We start from the raw sequence: 22,833 nt of genomic DNA, 5'->3' as shown, positions 1-22,833 counted from the left end.
GCCCAATTCCCTAAACCGGCACTTCTATCCGCATTGCCCGCGCCAACTCAGCTGCTACCTCTGGACGGGAAAATTCTGGTGGAGGTAATTCACCTTGCCGCAGCATTTCCCTGACTTTTGTCCCTGATAAGTGAATGCGTTCTTCTGGCCTGCTGGGACTGGTTTTAGATGTTGCCATCTGCTTAGTGCGCGTGCAGTAGAAAGCGTGTTCAAATTTCATCGGCACAATGCCTAATTCACTTGGCGCAAATTCATCAAAGATATATTGAGCGTCGTAAGTGCCGTAATAGTCACCGACACCAGCATGATCTCGTCCGACGATAAAGTGAGTACAGCCGTAGTTTTTGCGGACTAAAGCATGGAATATAGCCTCACGAGGGCCAGCATAACGCATTGCGGCGGGATTAATTGCCAAAGTTACCCGGTCTAAGGGGTAGTAATGTTCTAGCAAAATTTCATAGCAGCGCATCCGCACGTCAGCAGCAATATCGTCCTCTTTTGTCGCCCCGACTAATGGGTGCAAAAATAGACCATCAACGATTTCTAAGGCGCACTTTTGAATATATTCATGGGCGCGGTGGATGGGGTTGCGAGTTTGAAAGCCGACGATGGTTTTCCAACCCTTGTCTTGAAATAGTTGCCGTGAGGCAGCTGGATCGATTTGGTAACTGGGAAACTGGGGATGAGGTTCGCGTTGCAACAACCAAATATCACCCGCCAGATTTACAGTACCTTGGTTATAGAGTACTTGCACGCCAGGATGATTGACATCATTAGTACGGTAGACTTTTATTGCTTCGCGGATTTTGTCGTAGTGATATTTTTGCGTGAGTTGCAAAACTCCGATAAATTCGCCTATCGAGTTATCCAGACGGATTAAGCCGCCTTCTGGCAATGGAGAAGCTACTTCTTCGCTTACCGATAGTGTAATCGGGATTGACCACACAAGACCGTTAGCTAATCGCATTTCTGTCACAGTGCGATCGTAGTCTTCCTGGTTCATAAAACCCGTCAGCGGACTAAAAGCCCCGATCGCAATCATTTCTACATCGGAAACGGCGCGATCGTCAAGTTGCACTCGCGGCAAAAAGTCAGCTTTTGAGAGAAACTCTGCTCTTTGTTCTGGTGTGGCGATACGGTTAACCAACTGTCCACCGTGGGGGGCTATGGCATCTGGATTGTGACTCAACGTAATCCCCTCTTTGCTTTTACTGTTATTGTTTCAGATTATGTACTAACTTATCAAATGCTGGTACGTAGAAAAAAAGAGTTTAGGGAATGGAGGAAAATTTTGCAACTAGCCTGTAAGCGATCTGGTTAGGTTACGCTAAAGCTAATCCAGCCTCAAGTTTCAGAATAGTTCCTTTATAAGGAAAATGCTTATGACTGCTGTATCCCCTGTTGTTAAACCTGTTAGCCAAATGCGGCTAGAACCTGGTAGTACAGTGTCTATTCAAGATATAAGTTGGGAGGAATTTGAGTCTATTTTGCAAGAACTGGGGGAAAAGCGATCGCTACGAGTTGCTTACAGCAAGTCTACGTTAGAAATTATGGTTCCTCTACCCGAACACGAAAAATCAAAGGACTTAATTTCGGATCTTGTAAAAATCTTGCTGAAGCTCGCAAGGAAAAGTTATGAACCCTTCGGTTCAACCACCTTCAAGCGGGAAAATATAGCGGGGGTAGAACCAGATGCTTGTTTCTACATCCAGAATTACCAAAGAATGATCGGTCGTCGTAAACTGGAACCAAACGATCTGCCTCCTGATTTGGCAATTGAAACAGATGTGACATCAAAAACAACTCTTGATGCTTACGAAGCGATCGCTGTTCCAGAACTATGGATTTACGATAGGAAAAAGCCGAGAATTTATTTACTCAGAGATGGACATTACATCGAATCTGATAACAGTCCTAACTTTCCAAATATCCCTCTAACTCAAATTATTGCCGCTACAGTTGAACGAGCTTGGCAAGTAGGAACCGTACAAGCTTTGAAAGAGTTTGAAGGGGCATTAAGCGGCTGAACGTTTGGAAGCGATGCTTTTAGAAAGTCTCAATTCTGGAAATTCAACTGAGATGACTCCTGCCGATTTGGAAGATATATGCCAAGCTGTGTGCGAAAGAATCGCCAAGCATAAAAGGTCAAACCAAGGTTAATCAGTAATGATTTTAGTCACTCTGGAACTGCAAATATTCCAACAGTAGTAAGCGCAAGTAATCTAACGTTCTAATGTAACTCTTTATCTGTTCATAATTGCCATTACTGCCAAAATAAAAATTCGCAATCTGAGGTACATTTAAAACTCGCAGAGCTTGTAATTGCTCAATTGCCTGGTCTTTGTTTACAATGTGACCTGTGGATTGAATTTGATTTGCATAACCTCTAATATTTACTGTTAAAAGTTCAAGTTCTTCTAAAAGTGAAAACTCTTCATCTTCTGATGAGAACTGAATAGCAATTTCTTGTCGTTCAGTGCGAGTACTTTGATATGCGTTAATCAACTGTGTTAACAATTGAACAATATTTCTCTTGGTCAATTCTTGCTCATTTAACTTATTCAATGAATGCTTGTTGTAGGGTAAATGGAAAAATAAATACTTCAACCTTCAGTAAAAACTCTTGAAAGTACAAGCATGAATAAATTTGGGGAAAATACCCGCGATCCGACTGAATACGGTTTCAATATAATGTCGAGTAGATATAACGTTATTAGAAATGAGAACTAAAGTTAGAGAGCGATGGCAGCAGCAGGAACTTAACCTAATTAAAAAAATTCAATGTCATCCGACTCTGGTACCGGATCAGAGTTTTGAGTAGTATCTGTATCTGGAAAACCCCACGAACTTAAGACCAGCAGACCAACCCCATCGTTCTTTACTTGCTGCAAAGCATTGGGGAGCGCGTGTAAGATTTCAGCTACATCTGCGTCAGCATCACGGTCGAAGTCTGAGCCAGGGGGACCACCGTAGTCTAAAGTAGACTTGGCTTTAGTAGAATAGCTTTGCCAGTCAACATCTAGCGTGTGCGAGACTAATTCTAAAACACTAGCTACCTCTTGCGGATGGAGCAGCATATTTCCCAAATAACCGGGCAGTTGAGCAAACCGATTGTGATCTATGCCCGTTATCAGCACGACAGTGGGCAAGACTCGTGATTGTAAAGCTAATTCAACTAGGCGCTCATCGGACTCCCAGTCAGGTTTCTCTATCAGAATTTTGAATGCTAGCTCGTGAAACGGGGGATGAAAAAGCCGCTTACCTAGTTCCTCACCAGCCAGCACACCCGCGACAACTGCTTCAGCATATTTTGGCGTAACAGGCGATGCCACAGGGCGCAAAATAAACGGTTGAACTTCAGGCAGACTGCCTACTCCCACCGCTGCTCTATCAAACTCAGACTTAATCTCAGTCCAATCAGACTCTTCAACCTTGAAAAACCACCAAACACCGTAAACCCCCATAAAATTCTTGTATGAGCAATGCTATGTATAACAAACAGTAAGACCTGAAAAGGATCAGTTATTAGCTCTTTTTTTAGCATTATTATCCAATTTAAACACAAAAATACCCCTCCAAAATTCAGGGCAGCTTTTGCCTATCTGAAGTTCACAGGAGGAGCAGTTTTGGCTTCTACCAAAAGCGGAGTTGGGTTCAACTAAACTGTTCAATAATTCCGCCACCTAACACTTTTTCCCCGTCGTACCACACCGCCGCTTGTCCGGGGGTAATGCTGATTTGGGGTTCATCAAACACCAAACGCACACGGGAGTTTTCCAACGGAATCACCGTCACTGGTGTAGCCGTTGAACGATAGCGAATTTGCACTTGGGCATGAATTGGGGTGGATGGTTCAGCAATAGAAACCCAATTTACCCGATTTACAGTGCATTCTGGTTGAGTTACCTTGGTGCGATCGCCTACTACTACTTTATTATTTTCCGCATCTAATTCAATCACATACAACGGTTCGGCAGCAGCAATCCCCAAGCCTTTGCGTTGCCCAATGGTGTAGTGATGGACACCATCATGCTGTCCCAAAACTTTGCCTGTAATATCGACAATATCGCCTGTTTTAGGAGCTAAATATTTATCCAAAAATGCCCGCATGGAACCGTTACTTTCCACTAAGCATAAGTCTTGACTTTCTGGTTTGTCAGCAGTTTTCAGTCCGTATTCAGTTGCAATCCGGCGCGTGTCAGTTTTTTCTAGTTCGCCCAAAGGAAATATCGTTGCTGCAAGTAAATCTTGAGACAAATCATAGAGGAAGTATGACTGGTCTTTGTTGCGGTCAATAGCCCTTAATAACTGGTAACGTCGAGTTGCTTCATCATAGCTAATTCGGGCATAATGACCAGTAGCAATGCGATCGCATCCCAATTCTTCACGAGCATACTGCACCATTGGCCCAAACTTCACTGTTTTATTGCACTGAGAGCAAGGCAAAGGCGTAATTCCAGCACTGTAACCAGTTACTAGGTAATCGACAATATGCGTCTGAAACAGATCCCGAATATCGACAATCTGATGGGGAACGCCCAATTGTTCACAGATATCAGCCGCGTCGATCATACCTTCAGAGCAACATTGACCTTTGCCTTTCATTAGCCAAAGAGTCAAACCAATCACTTCATAGCCCTGATGGTGCAGGATAGCTGCGGCCGTGGAACTGTCAACGCCACCAGAAAGACCAACGACGACTTTTTTCATACAAAGCACGACACGATAGCTGCGTGGTTGTCCAATTGTAGCACACACTCTTAAAAGCCTTGCTACTAAAGCGCTTCAGTTTTAAAGTCACTGAATTAGCATCGGCGTAGCCAATCCTAGACATCGCTATTCACTCTTTCATCTAAGATTAATTACAGATGTATTTTTTGCCACGCAGATGAGGTAACTTTACGTTAACGCTATATAGTTGCTACAACGGTGAACTAATAAGTTCCTGATGGAAATTACCTAAAAATACTGTGACTACTTTCTAACTATTATGTCGAGAGGAATATCAAGTCAATTTATCCCATTTCAAATGCTGCGCCAAAGTTCTCAGGGTTGGAAGCCCACGATCAGACTTCTCTTTTTGTTAGTGGGAGGATGCTTAGTACTGATTCCCGACTCTACCCCAGCACAAGCACAAATCTTCAACAGCAAAGTGCTATTGGCTCAAGAAACTGGTGAGATTTTACCGCCACCGCCAATTCCCTTTGGTCAACAGCCATCACCGCAGTTACAACCAAGTCAAGCAGAGGACTTCAATCAACCGGAAGTTAACTTTCAGCCCTCCCAACCATTACAGAACAATCAATTTGAGCAGAACTTTCAGCCCCCTGAACCATTACAGAACAATCAATTTGAGCAAAATTTTCAGCCCTCTCAACCTTCACAGTTTAGTCAATATAACCAGAACTTTGAGCGCTATTTAGTTTATGTTGATGGTAGTGATTTCCAGACACTACAAGCAATACGTCAGATTGAACCCAGTGCTTACATTCGCCAGTTTCAAGGTCGGAATGTAATTCAGTCAGGAGTTTTTAACAGAGTAGCCAACGCCCAACAACGGGTGAATGAGCTACAGTCACGAGGCATATATAACGCCCGAATTATCAGCTTTGGTAACGGACAGGAAATAAATACAGACAACGGCAACTATAAAGACGATCGCAATAATATAAATGCTAATAGGCGGGCCTCTAGATATTATGTCGCCATTCCCACCACTTCCGAACAATTACCTGCGATCGCAGCACAAGTTAGGCAGAATTTAGGCGGATTGACACAAGATTTAGGACGATCTGGCGGAGTCCTCGAAAGGACGCAACCACGAGGCCCACACGTAGCAGTAGGGCCTTTCGCCAATCGATTCCAAGCTGAGGAATGGAACAGGTATATGCGAAAGCTCGGATACGGTAATGCCAGAGTTTACTACGGAAAGTGAATAAGTAGGGAGTTAGGAGTGAGATAGGAAGTACACCAACGGCAAGCGCTCCAATGTAAGTATCATAGAATTTTAGGCAAATCAGTTGTAAATCATGCTACAGCTATAAGCCAAAATTTTTATAGAGACTCACACAAGTACAGTCAAAATGGATATAAAGAATGGCTTCGTTGGCGCTGTTGGCAATACCCCTTTAATTCGCTTAAACAGTTTTAGCGAAGAAACAGGGTGTGAAATCCTTGCGAAAGCAGAATTTCTCAATCCTGGGGGTTCTGTCAAAGACCGCGCCGCACTTTACATTATCGAAGATGCGGAAAAGAAAGGTCTGCTTAAACCTGGTGGCACGGTTGTAGAAGGAACCGCTGGTAATACTGGCATTGGACTAGCACATATTTGCAACGCCAAAGGCTACAAATGTCTAATTATTATTCCTGATACCCAGTCACAAGAAAAGATAGACGCACTGACAGCACTAGGAGCAGAAGTTCGTCCCATCCCTGCTGTACCCTACAAAGACCCGAACAACTACGTCAAGCTATCTGGCAGAGTAGCTGCTGAGTTGGAAAATGCCATTTGGGCAAATCAGTTTGATAATTTAGCCAACCGCCTCGCCCACTACGAAACCACAGGGCCGGAAATTTGGACGCAGACAGATGGTAAAATAGATGGATGGACAGCTGCAACTGGTACTGGTGGTACTTATGCTGGTGTAGCATTGTACTTAAAAGAACAAAATCCAGAAATTAAATGTGTTGTAGCCGATCCGCTGGGTAGTGGACTTTATAGCTATGTCAAAACTGGCGAAATCAAGATAGAAGGAAATTCCATCACTGAAGGTATCGGTAACGGTCGTGTCACAGCCAATATGGAAGGCGCACCTGCTGATGATGCCATCCAAATCGATGATCAAGAAGCTTTGCGAGTAGTTTACCAACTGCTGAGGAAAGATGGGTTGTTAATGGGCGGCTCAACAGGTATTAATGTTGGGGCAGCTGTTGCCTTAGCGAAGCAATTGGGGCCAGGACATACTATTGTCACCATCTTGTGTGATAGTGGTTCCCGGTATCAGTCGCGGATATTCAACCCTGAATGGCTAGCCTCAAAAGGACTTTCTATAGATTAGTTATGGGGCATTGGGCATTGGGCATTGAGAAGAGACAAGGTAGAGGGGAAGATAAGGGAGAGACTTTTTGAATAATTCCCCCTTGTCCCCCTTGTCTCCTCGTCTCACCTGCTTCCCTGTCTCCTCTCTGTGTCCTTTGGCCTCTGTGGTAGCCTGCGGCAAGCCGCTTTGCGTCTACGTTAAAAAATGTCAAACATCACTAAACCATCCAACTTCCCCACAATAGATCAAGACTCTTCTCCTAGATGTGTGCGGGTTTGTCAAAATCGTACTTGTAAAAAGCAAGGTGCAGTAAAGGTTTTAGCAGCTTTTACAGCTTTGCCAATCCCTGGTGTAACTGTAACGGCTAGCAGCTGTTTAGGACAATGTGGCAATGGCCCAATGGTGCTGATATTGCCCGATATGGTCTGGTATAGCGGCGTTCAACCTGATGAAGTATCTCTACTGATAGAAAATCATTTGCTAGGTGGTCAAAGAGTCAAACAGATGCTCTATTATCGGTTTCATCCCCAGAAATAAAGCTAAATTTTCAATATCAAGGTCTGCAATCTTGTTGAGTGAAGTGAGGCTTCCAATGAATATCCAACAGCTGCGTCAATCTTTAAAACAAAAGTGGCTTACTTACTACAAGCAAAATATTTCCTGGCTGGTCAAAATGCGAATTTGGGCCACTTACGATGGTCTGCGCCGTCCTTTGTCCGGTTTTATTTTGGCAACACTGTCTGTTTTGGAACCCCAGTTTGATGAAATACTTTCTTTTATGCTGGATCTGAATAACGATCCAGATAAAATAGTCGCTGCTCTAGGTCTTAACTTCAATCCTGATGAAGAGTTAGATTTAATCAAATTAAACCACCATTATATAGCTACCAGCCAAGCTGAAAACGAGCCGCTAGATGAGAAGTATTCTGAGGATAAACATCTTAACAAGATTGCGCCTAATTCTCTTGCCAAAACTCTAGACTCCAACTTGCCACGCCCTGAGAAACTTGTGCCATCATTTACAGCTACCACTGAGGTAGTTTGTACGCGCAAACCGGAGTTGGTAGTTGCATTTGCTACTAAAATTGCTCCAGATACTCCGGCAAAAATGCCAGCCTCCGGTTTTGTAAGCGAATATCAACCACTACAATCGCCCCTTGAACGCCTCCCTTCAGGAACCTCGCTGACAATGACTGCTGAGGCTAACACCAAAGCCAAAACTATGCCCTCTGCGGCGTTAGCTACTGAGGTTAAAAGGAACGTGCCATCTAACCGAATCCCTGTAGGCGCATTGCTGGCAATTACCACTGAGATTAACAGTAATGGCAAACCAGTGCGATCGCTAGCAATTACTACTGAGGTTAAAAGCAACGGCAAACAACCGAATATTCAACCACAAGAGGTTAAGAGCAAAGTAAATTTACCAACTACAAATGCCCGTAGTATAGCTTCTTGGGTAGATGAATTTTGTTACGGTGCTAGGGATAAAGAGAAAGATATTTTGATTTGAGTTGCTTACGGGTACTCGTGAGAAACAAACGGAATTTCTACTATTTCACCCTCAGTTTCTCCCACTTTGACTTTTAAGCCTACACCACCAGCTTTGGTGCGAATGTAACCTAGTCCAAAGTAACCATCAGCGGTTTCTGTGTAACTAGTAAGTTTGCCGACCTTTCCATCTGCAACTGCGATCGCACTTCCAACTTCCACAGGGGCACTGAGGCGAATACCTAACAGGTGTTGTTTTACACCTTTATATGTATTTAACCGAGCAATAGTTTCTTGCCCAATATAGCAACCTTTAGTAAAAGAAATTGTTTGCCACAAGCCAACTTCTAGAGGATTGTAATCATCTGTAAGTTCTGCATCTGTGGCGGGGCGACCTTGTAAGATTCGCAAGGCATCCCAGGCGCGATCGCTCATCTCTACCGCCCCAGTTTCTAACAATTTGTTCCACACCGTTTCTTTGTCAGTATAGGGGAAAGTGAAGGTGTATCCGGGCGCAGCTAACCCGCTACCCACAGCAATCCGCACGCCCTCAGCCGGAGCGATCGTGTATACTTGGTGACTACCATAAGGTTGGCCGATGAGTTCGCCAATACCCAACTTTTCTAAAACAGCGTCGCTTCCTGGGCCAATCAGGCTGAAGGTGTTGGTGTATTGGGTAATATCAGATAATTCCACCTTATCTGCATAGAAAATATATTTATCCAGCCATTCCATCAAAAACTGGCGACGGTTAGGTGAAACCAGCAAAATTACCGCATCTTCTCTAACGTAAGCAGTTACTAAATCAATTGTTCTGGCTGTGGAAGTGACAAAAACCGTATCACAACCTTGTCCTGGCTTGAGTATTTGGAAATTGTTAGTACTTTGGTTGTGTAAGAAATTGAGGCGATCGTCGCCAGCTACTTTGATGCGTCCCCAGGCGGTGCGATCGCATATTGCAACCCCAACTCTGGCGGCTTTGATAGCTGCTGCGTCTTGATCGTCAAGTGTAGATGTTGGCATGGTGATCAGAAGTTGCCCTGTTTCAATGTTGTCGCACTGGAAATCTTAGCAAATAAGCGTTTGCAGCTTCAATAGCGTAGAGGTAAAAAGGGCGAGGCGATTGCTTAAATTACGGAAAGTACCTGTAAACATCTTTCCTGTGCAACACCCTCACAAAAATTACTACGCTCTCTGATACTATAATTCCAACTCTGTAGTCTCCAATTCTGATGCGATAATAGTTGCCATCAGCTTGGAGTTTTTTAATATTACTTATATTTGCTAGATTTTCGGCATTTTCTACGTCTTCAATAACCGCCTTAATCTTTTTAAGTAAAGCTTCGTCCCGAATATTATTTAAATCTTTCTCAAAGCTTTTTCTGAACTCTATATTCATCCTTTACTGTCTAAAATTTTGAAAATAGCTTCGCGGCTGGCAGTTTCAGTATTTTCACCTTCTTTAATAGCCCTTTCTAAGGCTACATCTTCCATAATTTCTGCAAATAAATCATAAAATACTTCTTTTTGTTCTTGAAGTACCTCAACAATTGCTGTTTTCAACAGTTCTTTATTAGCCTTAGCCTTAACACCTTGTAAAGCATCTAAAAGACGTGCTGCATTCTCAGGTGATTTAAACAAGTATGCTGTCTCCATGATGCTATTAAGTTCCGCAGTAGGAATTACAGATACACTTTCTGCACCTTCACGATTAATAACTACAGGTTCACGACTGTTAATTACCTCTTCGTAAATTTTGTCAAAATTATTGCAAGCTTCGGTGTAGTTTGTTTGGTTAGACATTTTTTGTTCCTCAATTTATCTGTTACTTTCTTTTGGCGAAAAGTTGACTAAAGAGTTACTTCAGCTTGAATTTATTGAATGATGGTTAAAATTTCCTCTTTCGATTCGATGTGCCTTGCTAGAACTTGAGCAGTTTATTCTAGTAGCTACTCAGATCATAACTTGGCTAAATCTTGCCGCAAACCCTGCCCAATATATAACTTGAGCAAGGCTTCAGGTGACATATCTTGACTTGCTGCTACTTTTTCGAGCGATCGCAATGTATCTGTTGGTATCTTTATTAATACTGTCTCTGTCACACGGGATCTTAAGTGTAGTTCTAGTTCTTCTTCAGCTTTGTTCATATAGCTTTCTTTCAATTTGAATAATAGGATGATTAGTAGATTGGGATGGAGTGCAATCGCCTTTATTATGACAGTGCAATCACTGAGGCAAGTATTTTCATTAGTAATTTAAGCTGTACGTGCTTTAGCTAAACTTTCCCTCACATAATTAATTATGTCCTCTGAACAGTTCCAAGCAGCACACGACAGCATATACAACACTGGCACACGTCTTTTACAGTACCTTCAGGAAATTCGCCAAGGTCGCCTCAGTGAAGGAGATGATACCAAACTATTCAAGCATCTTTAAATAATTGGAAGCCAGTATAAACTATTAGGTAGGTGGTTAAGACAGGCTTAAAAAGCTCATTAACCCACGCACGCAGCTGGGTTTCGTTTGTATAGCCCCAGAATTATATTCTGAGGGCATTTTATTTGTTACCCTTCTGGCAATTTAGCAAACGCCTGCTCAACTAACTCCTTTGACTTAGCATCCAAACGCAGCCAATCCACTTCACCGAATTCATCGATTAAACTAGTATCAATATCAGCAGCTTCCTTCTCTGGGCTGTATTCAAGAAAACACACCTGATAACACAGTTCCCACAAATCGATACTCGCTTCTTGCTGTTGACGCTGCAAACGTAGATGATATCCTGGATGGGGCATCGGCAGACGAGCCAGAGTTCCTCTGATTTCATCTGCTTCTTGGGGCGTTGCAGTTTCCATTGCTTGCAACAGTTCAGTCACCAATGCTTTGATTTCATCAGTGGTGCTAGGCGGCCAAATCAGGACATCATGGTAAGTTCCCGTCCAGGAAGATTCATCAAGCTGCTTGCGGATATTGTCGATAACGCGAATGAAAGCAGGTTGCATGAGGATTTCAGCCTGCTGCCATGCAACTGGATTTGTTATTTTAGGTGGCATTGGTAATAAACAGGGGCACTAAAAGAAAAATAAACAGTCTGCGTTTATTAAAAAGCTGCGTTTTTAATCTAAATCTTTTCTCAAGATAGCGGATTTCATTGAAGAAAATTTGGAGATATTTATTACCAGCTGGAAAATTAGGTAATAACTCTGGGGAGGGAATATGATAGGCAAGCTACTAGACCATCGTTACCAAGTAATTCGAGTCCTTGCGATGGGAGGATTTGGTCAAACCTACATTGCCCAAGATACTAGGCGGCCAGGCAATCCCATCTGCGTTGTCAAGCACCTTAAACCCGGAACTGACCCCAGAGTTTTTGATACTGCTAAACGTCTGTTCAACAGCGAAGCCGAAACCTTAGAAAAACTGGGCAACCATGACCAAATACCCAGGCTGCTAGCGTACTTTGACGAAAACCAAGAATTCTATCTAGTACAAGAATATATTGAAGGACATACCCTAGGTGAGGAACTTATACCTGGTAAGCGTTGGAATGAAAGACAAGTAATTCAACTGTTGCAAGAAGTTCTAGAGATTCTCGAATTTGTCCATCGCCAAGGCGTGATTCACCGCGACATCAAACCGGATAATATCATCCGTCGCCTCTCAGATAATAAATTAGTTTTAGTTGATTTTGGAGCAGTGAAGCAACTGCGTACACAACTGGTAACAGTGGGCGGACAAGCCTCTGCCACAGTAGTTATTGGCACTCCTGGCTATATGCCCACAGAACAAGGGCAAGGTAAACCTCGTCCCAACAGCGATATCTATTCCCTTGGTATTATTGCCATTCAAGCATTAACAGGATTACAGCCAACAGAATTGCAAGAAGACCCGGAAACAGGGGAAATTATCTGGCGGCATTCAGTAACAGTGAATCATGGACTGGCGGCAGTGTTGTCCAAGATGGTGCGTTATCACTTCAAAGACCGCTACCAAAACGCCACGCAAGCACTGCAAGCATGTAAAGACGCGATTAGTCCAGTACCTGCACTTTCCATACCTCAAGAAGCAGCCAAAAATTCCAGTTACCAAGCAGCCAAATCCCAGCCTCAAGTATCTCGGCTGAAAACTATTGCAGTTGCACCAGCAAATCCTGTCCCTGCTAAACCTGCCCGTAAAGACTCTGGTAAATCCGACCCCTGGCCGATATTAATTGGCATATTACTGGCGGGTGGTGCGGCTGCCTTGGTAGCAAATGTATATCCAAATGTGAAAAATTTAGCTTCAAATCTTACAGGTCAGGATACCGCCTTAGCAAATAAGTGCTCGGCTGTTGTCGTCGGAAATTCTAATATCCGTTCTGAACCTAGTTCGATAAATTCTGGTAATATTGTGCAAACAGTTGGTGATAATACCAGTTTCGAGGTGACTGGCAAACGGACAAAAGCAGGTTGGATAGAAGTTAAACTTAAATCTGGTCGTTTGGCTTGGGCACACCCAACCGTGATAACCAATAATCAAGAATGGGGTTCTTGCCTGCGCGAAAAGGGTATTGCAACTAGGATTGTAGATGATAGTAGCTTGATTGCGACTCGAACAATTCCCAAGCCAAAACCAAAATCTAAGGATATAGTAAGTCCATTACCAGAAAAGCCGAAGGGGTCAACTGACGATACTGTTAAATCAGAACGATCGCAACCTAATGATAACAGTGCCAATATTGTAGAACAAGCAAAAAAGAAGTATGATTCAGGAGATATAATTGGAGCGATCGCACTTTTAAGATCAATTCCGGCAAATGCTGCTTCTGGTATCCAAGAAACAGGCAAAATGATTGCCCAGTGGCAGGAAGATTGGGCGAAGGCGGAGGCGTTATCTAATGAGATCAACAAAGCAATAGATGATGGTAAATGGGATAAAGTTTTAGATTATAGAAACCATCCAGAAAAGTTGCCTAATACTCAATATTGGCGAAATAGAATAGAACCATTATTTAAACAAGCAGCCGAAAATCTAGCAAAACAGGCACTAACTGAGCTAAAAAATCAAGGTAATCAGAAGAGTACCCAACAGAAACTTCCCGATACTAAGCAACCTGCCACAAAAGAGAGTCCTAATGCTACTGAAACTCCTGAAAGCGGTTTGTAAAATCAAAGTTTGCTAATTATAATGTTTCAGTAGCTATTGGTAATAGGTAATAGATAATCTTATTACCTTTATCTATCAATCTTGAACTAATTTGTCTTTTATTGATATATATTTTCAGCGATTTTAAGGGCTTGTGCTAATAATTGCTCGCTTTTATCTTTTTGTTTTAATTGTGCGTACCCAATAGCGATCGCAGTTATTACCCTAACTTTATCATCACGGCTTTTGATAGTTTTAGCAACTTCAAGTGCTTGGGATAATACCTGCTCTGCTTTAGCAGATGGTTCTGATTGAGTAGCTTGCTCAACAATTTTAGGTAAAGCCTTAGCTTTGATAGATTCAGATTTTAGCAAAAACCTTGTTTTGATAGAGTCAGGCTCTGACGAAAGCAAGGCTTTGTTATAGTCAGAATCAAGATTATTTTTAAGTACTTGAAAAGCTTGCTTGTATTGACTCTTTTTTGCATACTCAACAGCAACTACACCTAACGCATCGCTTTTATTGTCAAAAAACTTTATTTCCTGAATCGCTTGAAAGGCTTGCTCATAAAGCCCTGCTGCTGTACACTTCTTAGCAATTTCAATAAAAACATCTGGTAATTTCTCGCCAATAATTAAACCATCATGAGTGATATAACCGTCTTTCAATGCTTCATCATCAGGGTAACCCTTTATAGATTTGGCAATCTCAATAGCTTGGTTGCATTGCCCCAGTTTTGCATAACTAATAGCAATATCAGGTAAATAAGGATTTTTTATTCCACCATCTTTTTCCTTTTTAATACTTTGAAGGGCTTGGGCTAACAACTGCTCTGCCTTAGCCTGTTGTCCAACTTGTGCATACTTAACAGCCACTTTCGCGGTATCGGTTGGAATTTGTGCATTTTGTGATACTTGCGCTAGCAGTTGCAATGTCTTTGCTTTTTGTCCAATTTGTGCATATTTGAGTGCAATTTCAGCCATCTCATCACTGGTTTTAGCTTTTTGAAGTGCTTGTACTAATATCTGTTCTGCTTGAGCCTTTTGCCCGGTTTGTGCGTACTTAAGTGCAACTTCAGACATTGCTGTAGATTGAGAAGCAATGCTAATATATTGAGATAAAAAGCTAATGTCTTCAAATAAATAACCACCTGTTGATATTAATTTGGCAATTTGAAGAGCTTTTTCGTATTGCCCCACTTCCACCATGCGAGTAGTAATACGCTTCAACATAGCGTCTTTGTATCTTGGCTCGTATACTTTAAGAGATTTTACTACTTGAAGTACTTTGTCGTATTCTCCCATTTCTACGTAAGTAATTCCCAACTGCTCTAATAATTTGAGTCTAATGTAAAAAGACTCACTTGTTTTGATAGACTCATTTATTTTGGCAGTCTGAATAGCTGGGGCTAATAACTTCGAGGCTTTATCCTGTTGTCCTAATTTTGCATATCCGACAGCAATTTTAGCTAAAAGTTCTGCTTGGACTGGCTGCTTACCATTATTTTTCTCGTAAATAGCAACCTTATCCACAGCTTGACAAGCTACACCAAATATGATTAATGATACTGCGTGAGCGCAGGTCGTCGTACTTCTACGGAGAAGCAAGCTACGCGTAGCGTCTCGCAGAGAAGACATCACCAGTTTTTTGAGTTTCATCCGCTTTTTGAGCTTGATTAATCACTCATGTACAAAAAAAGCATCTAGGCAGTATTTTAACAGTGTTACTCTGTATATCTTTTACCTAGATGCTTTGTCCGATATTTTTTGTTGTTACTGCATTTCGTCGTATTCTGGGGCTTCAACTCGTCTTGCTTCCATCCGCGAAGCAGGCAGAAACTCAGCCCGACGCACTGGAACCAAGGGCGGCGTATTTCCTTGGTAAGGGTGAATAACTTGTACAGTACGGGCTGGACGCTGCCGTGGTGAGAACAAAGCCAAGACCCCAGCGACAACAACACCACCACCAATAGTGAGAGTTGCGCCTCCCACAGCCCAAAGCACGGGTGAAGACCACCAAGTATTTTGCGGCTGGAATGTTGCTGCTGTTTTTGGTTGGTTATTCTGCTGGGCTAATTGCCACTGCTGCTGAGTATTGAAATTTTGGACTTGGCCCTGGAGTTGTTGATTTTGCAACTTTAGCTGTTCATTGTCGTTTTTTAAACGCTCCAGTTGCATCTGCGTGTTCAGTTTCTCCATCTCTAGGCGCTGGTCAGTATTAGTACCAGTCGGTGGCTGAACCTGATTGGGATACATTGGTTGCCCATAAGGCCCGTAAGGATACATTTGTGGCTGTATTCCTTGGGGCGCGACTACACCTGGGATTTGTGGAGCAACAGCAAAGTTAGGTTGTAGAGGGGTATTTGTTCCTTTGAGCAACACGAGAGCCGCCAGCCCAGCTACGGCCACTCCGCCGATAAATGCCATACTCTCACTCATCGCCTTTGCTCCTCGATTGCGACGTAACTATAATCATTTTTGACTGACTCACTCTCACACTCATAAATTATGCCTACTTGATTTCACATAATACTCAAACTATAAGCGACTCTATCAGCTAGTTTTTTTACACAATCATATCTGATGTTAATATTCAAGACCATAATGGTCAAATTGTCTATCAAATAAGGATATAAACTACACTGTTATCTTTTTTAATCTACTTTCTGGGTCTAATCAAGAGGAGTATTTGTGCTGGTGTTGGTGGTCTTGATGGCTGCCTTGAGACTTTGGCAAAATTGGGCGATCGCCGATAGTCCCTGCTCTGGTGTTCCTTGGGCTAACCGTTTGACAACAGCACTACCCACGATCGCACCATCTGCGCCCCATTCCATTACCTGACGGGCTTGTGCAGCTTCGGAGATGCCAAAGCCGACTGCGATGGGTTTATCAGTAACACTACGAATTTGTTTGAGTAAATCGGACACGCGGATTTCCAGTTGCGATCGCACTCCTGTAACCCCAGTGACGCTGACTAAATAAATAAATCCTTGGGAAGAACGAGCGATGGCTTCGATCCGTTCAGCAGAACTGGTGGGAGCGATCAACAAGATTACGTCAATTCCCATCTCACTAGCTGCTTGGAGCAATCCTGCGGCTTCCTCTAAGGGCAAGTCAGGTATTACCAATCCTGCAACCCTAGCAGCAGCAATCTGCCTAAGAAATTTTTCAATTCCCCGGTGCAAAATTGAGTTGTAATAGATCAACAGAACAATGGGCGATCGCAATTTGGGAGTAATCCCTTGCAGCATTTCTAGCACCTGCTCCAATTTCGTACCCCTTTGCAAGGCGCGGGTAGCAGCAGCTTGAATGACTGGTCCATCAGCCAAAGGATCGGAGTATGGTATACCCACTTCTATAATGTCGGCTCCATTACGATCTAGAACCTGCAAGGCTTTTGCTGTTGTTTCTAAATCTGGATCGCCAGCAGTGATAAACGGAATCAGAGCGCACTCACCATTGTGCCCAAGGGTTTTAAAGCAATCAGAAATTGCAGTCATTTTAGTCATCAAGTGTCAATAGTCAGTGGTCATTGGTCAGTGGTCATTGGTCAGTGGTCATTGGTCAGTGGTCATTAGCTTTAGGCAAGTTACAAAGGACAAATGAGACAACTGACCAATGATAACTTTACACCTGAGATTGCTCTTCTTGTTCTATTTCGGCTTGAATTCGTGCTAGTTCTTCGGGAGTAAGCTCGTCTAGCCGCTTTTGCAGAAAGTCTTGCTCATACTGTTCCCGCTGTTGGTGGTAGGTCATTTTTTGTCCCACCGCACGGAAAAAATAGGTGGCTAACCAGCCAACTAACCCACTGACTAGTAAGACTTGGCTCCATATACCAGCTTTCTGATTATCCAAACCGACTAGCTGCAATCCCAAATATGCCAAGCCGCCGGCAATAAAAACACCCAAGCCAATTCCAATAGCGTCAATCCGTCGCATGAGAGTTATGACCTACCAATCTCGTTAAACTTGAACTTGTCGCCGTTGGGGTCGGAAATTTGCAAACGGCGATAGAACCAATAGACCCGGAAAGAAGAAAAACACCAAAAAGTACATAAAGACACGCTCAATGGAGCTAGCTACATACCAACGCTGCTTCAGGTACAGCAAAACAGCAATGGGGATTACCAGAAGGTAAGCTCCAGCCAAAATCAGATATAGCAGGGCGACAATCATAACTTTCAAGTCTTAAGCATCTGTTTTCCATCATAGGCTGAAGAGACAGACTCAGAGAAGTATAGTCATAATGCTTTTAACATAACTGTGCCAGAATTCCTCGAAACCACTAACAGGGAGGCGAAAGCGCAGTTTTGGCGGGCTGGAGTACTTTTACTGTGGGCAATTCAACGGATTTCATGGCAAAAGCTAATATCATGCTATTATGTGAATCCACTAGCAAACAAATGCTCTAGTCAGACAAGATCGAAAACTCATCCAGATTAATTACCAAAGAACAAACAAGACTTCCAACTTTGGCAAGCGATCGCATAATCTGGAAAAAATATTTTCAATCTAGTTGGACAAAAGACACAATTGATGGTGGAATAGATAAGGAGGTATTTGCTACCTCTAGAAAATAACTAGTTACACTAGTTGCCAAACACCTTTGGGGGTGTGGCGGAATGGTAGACGCTACGGACTTAAATAATTGAGCCTTGAAGGAGAAATCCCTCAAGTGGAAGCTCTCAAACTCAGGGAAACCTAAATCTGGTGACAGACATGGCAATCCTGAGCCAAGCCGAAGAAAGTCCTGAGTCATGAGTGCTGAGTGCTGAGTAAATTTAAAACTCTTAACTCCTAACTCTTAACTCATCAACTGTTCGGAAGGTGCAGAGACCCGACGGGAGCTACCCTAACGTTAAGTCGAGGGTAAAGGGAGAGTCCAATTCTCAAAATCCGAGCTGGCTATTGTATTGTCATCAGGTAGCAGTGAAAACTGCGGGAGAATGAAAATCCGTTGACCGTAAAAGGTCGTGTGGGTTCAAGTCCCTCCACCCCCACTAAAAATTTAAAATACCGAAAGGCTTCGATAGAAGGTATGGGCGGATTGTATCTAATCTATAGATAAATTCGCCCATATCCATATATGTATGGTCTTTTCTGGTTATAAATAAGTAATTTCACTGAACTATTTGATGAAGAATTAAACAATTTGTCTTTAATACTTTATTTATAGTCCTAGTTAATCAAATTTATGTAAAAAGATGACTGAATTTCTGAAGAATAGATTGATGCTCCTGTTCACCAAGGTTAAGCTGGTAATAATATGAACAGGAAGCCTTTTTGTCCTGATAACTGAAATGACCGCTAATCGTTTATCAATTAGTCAGGAAAATCCCCATTGTGTTACGTCTAACTCTAGACAATTAGATGTGCAAACTGCCCAAGAGGAGGTTTATAGCTTCTTTGTGGAAATTGTCAAGAAACTGCCACCAGAGGATATTTTACGAGAATTCAAAGGTTTATTTATAGACGGTCTTGATTCCGAATATTCCGATTATATACCCGGAATATATAGTATTTTTTTAGATGATAATGAACAGGAATTCTATAATACACTTAAGCGGTGTTGCTACATCATAGTTAATAATTGGAAAACTAACCGAAAAGACAAATATATCCAAGACTTAGTTAATTTATTTGTTAGTGAAAATCTGAAAATCAAGGACAATAATCCTCCACTAGTAAAAACTTGTAAAATCTGGTTAGAGAATTTTGCCAATAGCAAAGATTACAAGGATCTGAAATTATTTGCTACTAAATATGAAGAATCATCTAAAGGTTATTGGGCTAATCGCTATACTTCCTATTTATTGATCTATCAATCTGTTAATAATAAGAACTCTAAAGAGCAACAAGAGGCTGCTAGAAGGCTTTCTAAACAGATGAAAGACAAATTTAAGTTTGAACTAGCAATGTATATTGCTCGTTCTCAATCTCCCATCTCAAGCACAACACGCTATAAAAATCCTAGTATTTTGGGAGACCAAGCTCTGCGCTTAATAAAAGCAATTGTCTTAAAAAGAGGCGTATTTAGTCATGATAATATTGCCCATATATTTATTAAACAAACAGAAAAGCAAACTCTGAAAGAATTTAAAATAAACCTAGAAAAATATCTATTTTTTTCTGTAGACAATCAAGAATCAGTCGAAACTTGGCGGCAGCAGTTTGCACATAGTTTATCCTTATGGAAGAGGGATTATAATCAAGAAATTATCACTAAAGAATTTTTCTTGAGAACCTGTAATCGAGTGATTGATTACTTTACAACAGAAAATGCTAAAGAACCTTCACAATTATTTATCTTATTAATTAACCAAGGTCATGCTCTAACCTTGGTAATTATATTATTAAAGATTATTTTGATTTGTAGAAATTCCCGGACACATTTAGAAACTCGGATTGCTCATTTAATTCGTTTTTACGAAAACTATTCTGAAGAGGAATGCAAAGAAGTCATAAATTTTATCGAGATTTTTAATATCACGTTTGCCATTTATGCAGAAAATGTAGAATATAACTTGATTAAGATGGAAGAAGAACAACAAAGCTGTAATCAGCAATTAAATCTGGATAGTTATCGTGTGTTTTCACAGATGAAAGTAGATAGACAAAAATGAGTTTCACCTGATTCAGGATTTTGCAAAGCGTTCATCTAAGCAAGCTAGGGCAGCACCCACAGTTTCAGCTAGAATACTAATGAGGCGATATAGAGCGATCGCACTAAATACTAAGGCAGATGGAAAGTGGTGTCGTAAAAGTTCATACGCAGTCGCTTCAAACACACCTAACCCACCAGGCGCACCCGGTATAACAAATCCCAACAACCAAGCGCAACTAAAAGCCCCTAATAACAAAGGAATTTGATTCACATTCAACGAACCCAAGGCAAATATAGTTAATATAAACCCAGTGGCGCGTAGTCCCATAAAGCCCACTTCTCCTAACAAAGGACGTAAAGGGTAGCTTTTAAGACTGAAGGGAACAGTTGATTGAGTGGTAGCAGCAGACTTTTTTGCTTTTAATTTATACAAAAAACGAATAACTGGGTTCAAAAACCAGGGATGAATCGCACCAAGGACTACAGCTAAACTCAGAATTTGTAGTATTTGTATAACAAGGGTAGTATTCGCTGCTGCAAATTGGCTACTGCATAAGACAATGATGATTAAAGCAGCCGCTAGCATGAGTAGCGGTTCCAGCAAAACGCTCAAAGTGGCTGCACCAGTAGGAATATTGGCATTTTTGGCGGCGACAACTCGCCCGTAGTGATGCCAGATATTACCTGGTAAATACTTAGCTATGTTCGTTTTTAGGTAAACTTGGATGAATTGGGGAGATGATACAGGTTGATTTAACTCTTGAAGAATCCAAGTCCAAATCCAGCCTGCCCAAGTATGAGCTAGTAAAGTTACCCCTGTAGCGATCGCCATAATTGCCCATCCTACCCCATCAATGCGGATAGCAGTCACCTCAATCCAATTATCCTTCAGAGCTTTTCCTAAAAAAAACAGCGTTCCCCCCAAAATTATCCAGCGTAAAAATTGCTTCATGAATTTAGTCATTTAACGGTGAGAGCAACAAAGGCTAAATACCTCAAATATGATGGGACATTAGCTATATATCCAAAGCTTTGGAAGTCTCAAACAGGTTGATGTAGCTCTTTTGACGACAACCATATTATTTTAGTTTATATCTCCCTAGAGTTAGATAAAATTATTCCTTTTGCGCTAATTAAAATGTGACTTGCGCTAGAGGTAAAACTTATTTAATTATATATAGTATTAATTAAAGTTATTATTCTTTCTGAATGCTTGGGATACAAAATTAATTCCAAATGCTATTTTGGTTGAAGTTTAACTAGTCCACAAAAATGCAAGGAGTGAAACTATGAAAAAAGCAATGACTTGGCTGAAAAACATTCGTCCCTTGAAAGTTTTAACTGTTTTTTTAGCAGGAATATTCTTATTTCTGACACAAGCTTGTGGTGCTCCAGGAATAGCAACACAACCACCACAGCGTGGTTCTCAAGCACCTAATATAGAGCGATACGATTCTACAAAGGATTATCCTCTGAATTCTCCTGCTGGTGGTATCAATAACTTTAGTGATGTAGATCCTAGAGCCAAAGATGAAAAAGCAGCTAATGACAGAGCTGAGGCGCTAGTAAAAAATGCTCAAAGAAATATTGACCAGAAAGGAGCTGACAGCCCAGGGCAATATGGTGAAAATTTCAAACAAGGTACACCACTTGGCGAAAGAGTGAAGAACTTGGGTGAAGATATCGGCAGTTCAGCTGAAGAAGTTCGGAAAGGTGTTGTTAAGGGAACTCAGCGAGGAATTGAAAATCTTAAGGGAAATACCCAGAATGCTGCCGACGACGTGACAAAAAATGTTCAGCGTGGAGCTGAGGATGCTGGAAAAAATGTTCAGCGCACAGCTGACGATGCAGGTAATGCAGTGAAGAGGGCAGTTGATTGAAATTAGTCATTTAATTTCTTGTAAAAATTTGAAAGCGCCCACAGACTTCTAGTCTGGGGCTACCTAAACAAAGCCTGCGTAGACAGGCTTTTTTTGGGTTTGAGATGGGGTTTAATTCCCTTAAACTCTATTAATAGATATCTCTAGAAATTAAATATGCGTTATCCAGAACCCTTGTAGAGATGTAGCACTGCTACGTCTCTACATTCTTTTCACTCATCATATCTCTATATAGCGGTTCTCGTTTACGTGAGGTACACCCGTAGGGGCACGGCACCATTGGTGTCAACTTAACATGAAAGCCAGCCTAGAACCAGCTTGTAGAGATTGTCTGTTATCTCGTTCCCCTGCTCCGACTGGGAATGCCCGTCGCTGAGGCTCCGCCTCAAGACTTGCGGCAGAGCCGCAATTGAAGAGCATTTCCAGCAAGAGGCTGGAAACGAGATTTGAAAAGGGTTTTAGCTTAAGTTGACACCAATGGGCAGTGCCGTGCCCCTACACTCGTAATGTGGGAACCGCTATAAGTCTTTGAACTCCATTAATGAGTCTTTGAACTCCATTAATGAGTCTTTTAGCTCCGTTAATGAGTCTTTTAGCTCCGTTAATGAGTCTTTTAGCTCCGTTAATGAGTCTTTGAACTCCATTAATGAGTCTTTGAACTCCATTAATGAGTCTTTGAACTCCATTAATGAGTCTTT

At 41.9% G+C, this 22,833-nt stretch carries 25 protein-coding genes; 9 read left to right on the top strand and 16 right to left on the bottom strand.

Going from position 1 to position 22,833, the window contains the following annotated elements:
• Nucleotides 1–10: 10 nt before the first annotated feature.
• A complete protein-coding gene (sat, locus tag HWQ40_RS17270; protein WP_292779848.1) occupies nucleotides 11–1,189 on the bottom strand; it encodes a sulfate adenylyltransferase in 1,179 nt (392 codons plus the stop codon).
• A gap of 193 nt (nucleotides 1,190–1,382) precedes the next feature.
• Here sat and HWQ40_RS17265 point away from each other — a divergent pair, with 193 nt between their 5' ends.
• Nucleotides 1,383–2,027 carry a Uma2 family endonuclease gene (locus tag HWQ40_RS17265; RefSeq protein WP_292779847.1) on the top strand — a complete coding sequence of 215 codons (645 nt, stop codon included), beginning with the start codon at nucleotides 1,383–1,385 and terminating at the stop codon, nucleotides 2,025–2,027.
• A gap of 145 nt (nucleotides 2,028–2,172) precedes the next feature.
• On the opposite strand, the gene HWQ40_RS17260 is transcribed toward HWQ40_RS17265, so the two are convergent.
• The 3 genes from HWQ40_RS17260 to mnmA form a co-directional block, all read right to left on the bottom strand.
• On the bottom strand, nucleotides 2,173–2,565 hold the full coding sequence (locus HWQ40_RS17260; protein WP_292779846.1) for a hypothetical protein: 393 nt from the start codon (nucleotides 2,563–2,565) through the stop codon (nucleotides 2,173–2,175).
• A 203-nt stretch (nucleotides 2,566–2,768) separates the two neighbouring features.
• Nucleotides 2,769–3,464, bottom strand: a complete 696-nt coding sequence (locus HWQ40_RS17255) for a hypothetical protein (RefSeq protein ID WP_292779845.1) — start codon at nucleotides 3,462–3,464, stop codon at nucleotides 2,769–2,771.
• A 190-nt stretch (nucleotides 3,465–3,654) separates the two neighbouring features.
• On the bottom strand, nucleotides 3,655–4,710 hold the full coding sequence (mnmA, locus tag HWQ40_RS17250) for a tRNA 2-thiouridine(34) synthase MnmA (RefSeq protein WP_292779978.1): 1,056 nt from the start codon (nucleotides 4,708–4,710) through the stop codon (nucleotides 3,655–3,657).
• A 319-nt stretch (nucleotides 4,711–5,029) separates the two neighbouring features.
• Between mnmA and HWQ40_RS17245 the strand changes: the two genes are divergently transcribed.
• The 4 genes from HWQ40_RS17245 to HWQ40_RS17230 all read left to right on the top strand — a co-directional run bounded on the left by HWQ40_RS17245 (nucleotide 5,030) and on the right by HWQ40_RS17230 (nucleotide 8,550).
• Nucleotides 5,030–5,935, top strand: coding sequence for a hypothetical protein (locus tag HWQ40_RS17245; RefSeq protein WP_292779844.1), 906 nt, complete (start codon nucleotides 5,030–5,032; stop codon nucleotides 5,933–5,935).
• Nucleotides 5,936–6,083: 148 nt separating this feature from the next.
• Nucleotides 6,084–7,058 (top strand): cysteine synthase A, encoded by a 975-nt coding sequence (locus HWQ40_RS17240; RefSeq protein WP_292779842.1) that lies wholly within the window; start codon nucleotides 6,084–6,086, stop codon nucleotides 7,056–7,058.
• Between the two features lie 186 nt (nucleotides 7,059–7,244).
• On the top strand, nucleotides 7,245–7,577 hold the full coding sequence (locus HWQ40_RS17235; RefSeq protein ID WP_292779840.1) for a (2Fe-2S) ferredoxin domain-containing protein: 333 nt from the start codon (nucleotides 7,245–7,247) through the stop codon (nucleotides 7,575–7,577).
• 55 nt (nucleotides 7,578–7,632) lie between these two features.
• Entirely contained in the window at nucleotides 7,633–8,550 is a 918-nt protein-coding gene (locus HWQ40_RS17230; protein WP_292779838.1) for a DUF5331 domain-containing protein, read from the top strand.
• Between the two features lie 5 nt (nucleotides 8,551–8,555).
• Here HWQ40_RS17230 and HWQ40_RS17225 read toward each other — a convergent pair whose 3' ends face one another.
• From HWQ40_RS17225 to HWQ40_RS17210, 4 genes are all read right to left on the bottom strand, one after another.
• The gene (locus HWQ40_RS17225; protein ID WP_292779836.1) at nucleotides 8,556–9,551 is read right to left on the bottom strand and encodes a folate-binding protein; all 996 of its coding nucleotides are present in this window, start codon (nucleotides 9,549–9,551) and stop codon (nucleotides 8,556–8,558) included.
• Between the two features lie 109 nt (nucleotides 9,552–9,660).
• Nucleotides 9,661–9,927, bottom strand: coding sequence for a type II toxin-antitoxin system RelE/ParE family toxin (locus HWQ40_RS17220; RefSeq protein ID WP_292779835.1), 267 nt, complete (start codon nucleotides 9,925–9,927; stop codon nucleotides 9,661–9,663).
• Entirely contained in the window at nucleotides 9,924–10,331 is a 408-nt protein-coding gene (locus tag HWQ40_RS17215; protein WP_292779834.1) for a type II toxin-antitoxin system Phd/YefM family antitoxin, read from the bottom strand. Before HWQ40_RS17215 ends, HWQ40_RS17220 begins: the two co-directional genes overlap by 4 nt.
• A 155-nt stretch (nucleotides 10,332–10,486) precedes the next feature.
• On the bottom strand, nucleotides 10,487–10,675 hold the full coding sequence (locus HWQ40_RS17210; RefSeq protein ID WP_292779832.1) for a hypothetical protein: 189 nt from the start codon (nucleotides 10,673–10,675) through the stop codon (nucleotides 10,487–10,489).
• Between the two features lie 154 nt (nucleotides 10,676–10,829).
• On the opposite strand from HWQ40_RS17210, the gene HWQ40_RS17205 reads away from it, so the two are divergent.
• The gene (locus HWQ40_RS17205) at nucleotides 10,830–10,964 is read left to right on the top strand and encodes a hypothetical protein (protein WP_292779830.1); all 135 of its coding nucleotides are present in this window, start codon (nucleotides 10,830–10,832) and stop codon (nucleotides 10,962–10,964) included.
• A 128-nt stretch (nucleotides 10,965–11,092) separates the two neighbouring features.
• Here HWQ40_RS17205 and HWQ40_RS17200 read toward each other — a convergent pair whose 3' ends face one another.
• Entirely contained in the window at nucleotides 11,093–11,581 is a 489-nt protein-coding gene (locus tag HWQ40_RS17200) for a hypothetical protein (protein ID WP_292779828.1), read from the bottom strand.
• 163 nt (nucleotides 11,582–11,744) lie between these two features.
• On the opposite strand from HWQ40_RS17200, the gene HWQ40_RS17195 reads away from it, so the two are divergent.
• Complete coding sequence (locus HWQ40_RS17195) at nucleotides 11,745–13,673, top strand: serine/threonine protein kinase (protein ID WP_292779826.1); 1,929 nt, start codon at nucleotides 11,745–11,747, stop codon at nucleotides 13,671–13,673.
• A 98-nt stretch (nucleotides 13,674–13,771) separates the two neighbouring features.
• Here the strand turns inward: HWQ40_RS17195 and HWQ40_RS17190 are convergent, their stop codons facing one another.
• The 5 genes from HWQ40_RS17190 to ndhL all read right to left on the bottom strand — a co-directional run bounded on the left by HWQ40_RS17190 (nucleotide 13,772) and on the right by ndhL (nucleotide 17,827).
• A complete protein-coding gene (locus HWQ40_RS17190; RefSeq protein ID WP_292779824.1) occupies nucleotides 13,772–15,310 on the bottom strand; it encodes a hypothetical protein in 1,539 nt (512 codons plus the stop codon).
• A 114-nt stretch (nucleotides 15,311–15,424) separates the two neighbouring features.
• A complete protein-coding gene (locus HWQ40_RS17185) occupies nucleotides 15,425–16,090 on the bottom strand; it encodes a heterocyst differentiation related protein (protein ID WP_292779823.1) in 666 nt (221 codons plus the stop codon).
• 233 nt (nucleotides 16,091–16,323) lie between these two features.
• Nucleotides 16,324–17,151, bottom strand: a complete 828-nt coding sequence (gene trpA, locus HWQ40_RS17180) for a tryptophan synthase subunit alpha (RefSeq protein WP_292779822.1) — start codon at nucleotides 17,149–17,151, stop codon at nucleotides 16,324–16,326.
• 127 nt (nucleotides 17,152–17,278) lie between these two features.
• On the bottom strand, nucleotides 17,279–17,590 hold the full coding sequence (locus HWQ40_RS17175; RefSeq protein WP_292779821.1) for a DUF3007 family protein: 312 nt from the start codon (nucleotides 17,588–17,590) through the stop codon (nucleotides 17,279–17,281).
• Between the two features lie 24 nt (nucleotides 17,591–17,614).
• Complete coding sequence (gene ndhL / locus HWQ40_RS17170; RefSeq protein ID WP_094347179.1) at nucleotides 17,615–17,827, bottom strand: NAD(P)H-quinone oxidoreductase subunit L; 213 nt, start codon at nucleotides 17,825–17,827, stop codon at nucleotides 17,615–17,617.
• Nucleotides 17,828–18,951: 1,124 nt separating this feature from the next.
• Between ndhL and HWQ40_RS17165 the strand changes: the two genes are divergently transcribed.
• Nucleotides 18,952–20,274, top strand: coding sequence for a hypothetical protein (locus tag HWQ40_RS17165; RefSeq protein ID WP_292779820.1), 1,323 nt, complete (start codon nucleotides 18,952–18,954; stop codon nucleotides 20,272–20,274).
• 12 nt (nucleotides 20,275–20,286) lie between these two features.
• Here HWQ40_RS17165 and HWQ40_RS17160 read toward each other — a convergent pair whose 3' ends face one another.
• Nucleotides 20,287–21,207 carry a lysylphosphatidylglycerol synthase domain-containing protein gene (locus tag HWQ40_RS17160; RefSeq protein WP_292779819.1) on the bottom strand — a complete coding sequence of 307 codons (921 nt, stop codon included), beginning with the start codon at nucleotides 21,205–21,207 and terminating at the stop codon, nucleotides 20,287–20,289.
• Between the two features lie 337 nt (nucleotides 21,208–21,544).
• On the opposite strand from HWQ40_RS17160, the gene HWQ40_RS17155 reads away from it, so the two are divergent.
• Complete coding sequence (locus HWQ40_RS17155; protein WP_292779817.1) at nucleotides 21,545–22,135, top strand: hypothetical protein; 591 nt, start codon at nucleotides 21,545–21,547, stop codon at nucleotides 22,133–22,135.
• A gap of 518 nt (nucleotides 22,136–22,653) precedes the next feature.
• On the opposite strand, the gene HWQ40_RS17150 is transcribed toward HWQ40_RS17155, so the two are convergent.
• Nucleotides 22,654–22,833, bottom strand: a 180-nt coding sequence (locus tag HWQ40_RS17150) for a hypothetical protein (protein WP_292779816.1), incomplete at its 5' end; no start/stop codon positions are given.

The sequence above is a fragment of the Nostoc sp. NMS9 genome, from assembly GCF_017114995.1.
In the GTDB taxonomy this organism is placed as follows: domain Bacteria; phylum Cyanobacteriota; class Cyanobacteriia; order Cyanobacteriales; family Nostocaceae; genus Nostoc.
Note: the sequence above shows the minus strand (reverse complement) of the source record. Positions and strands in the feature narration are given on the sequence as shown.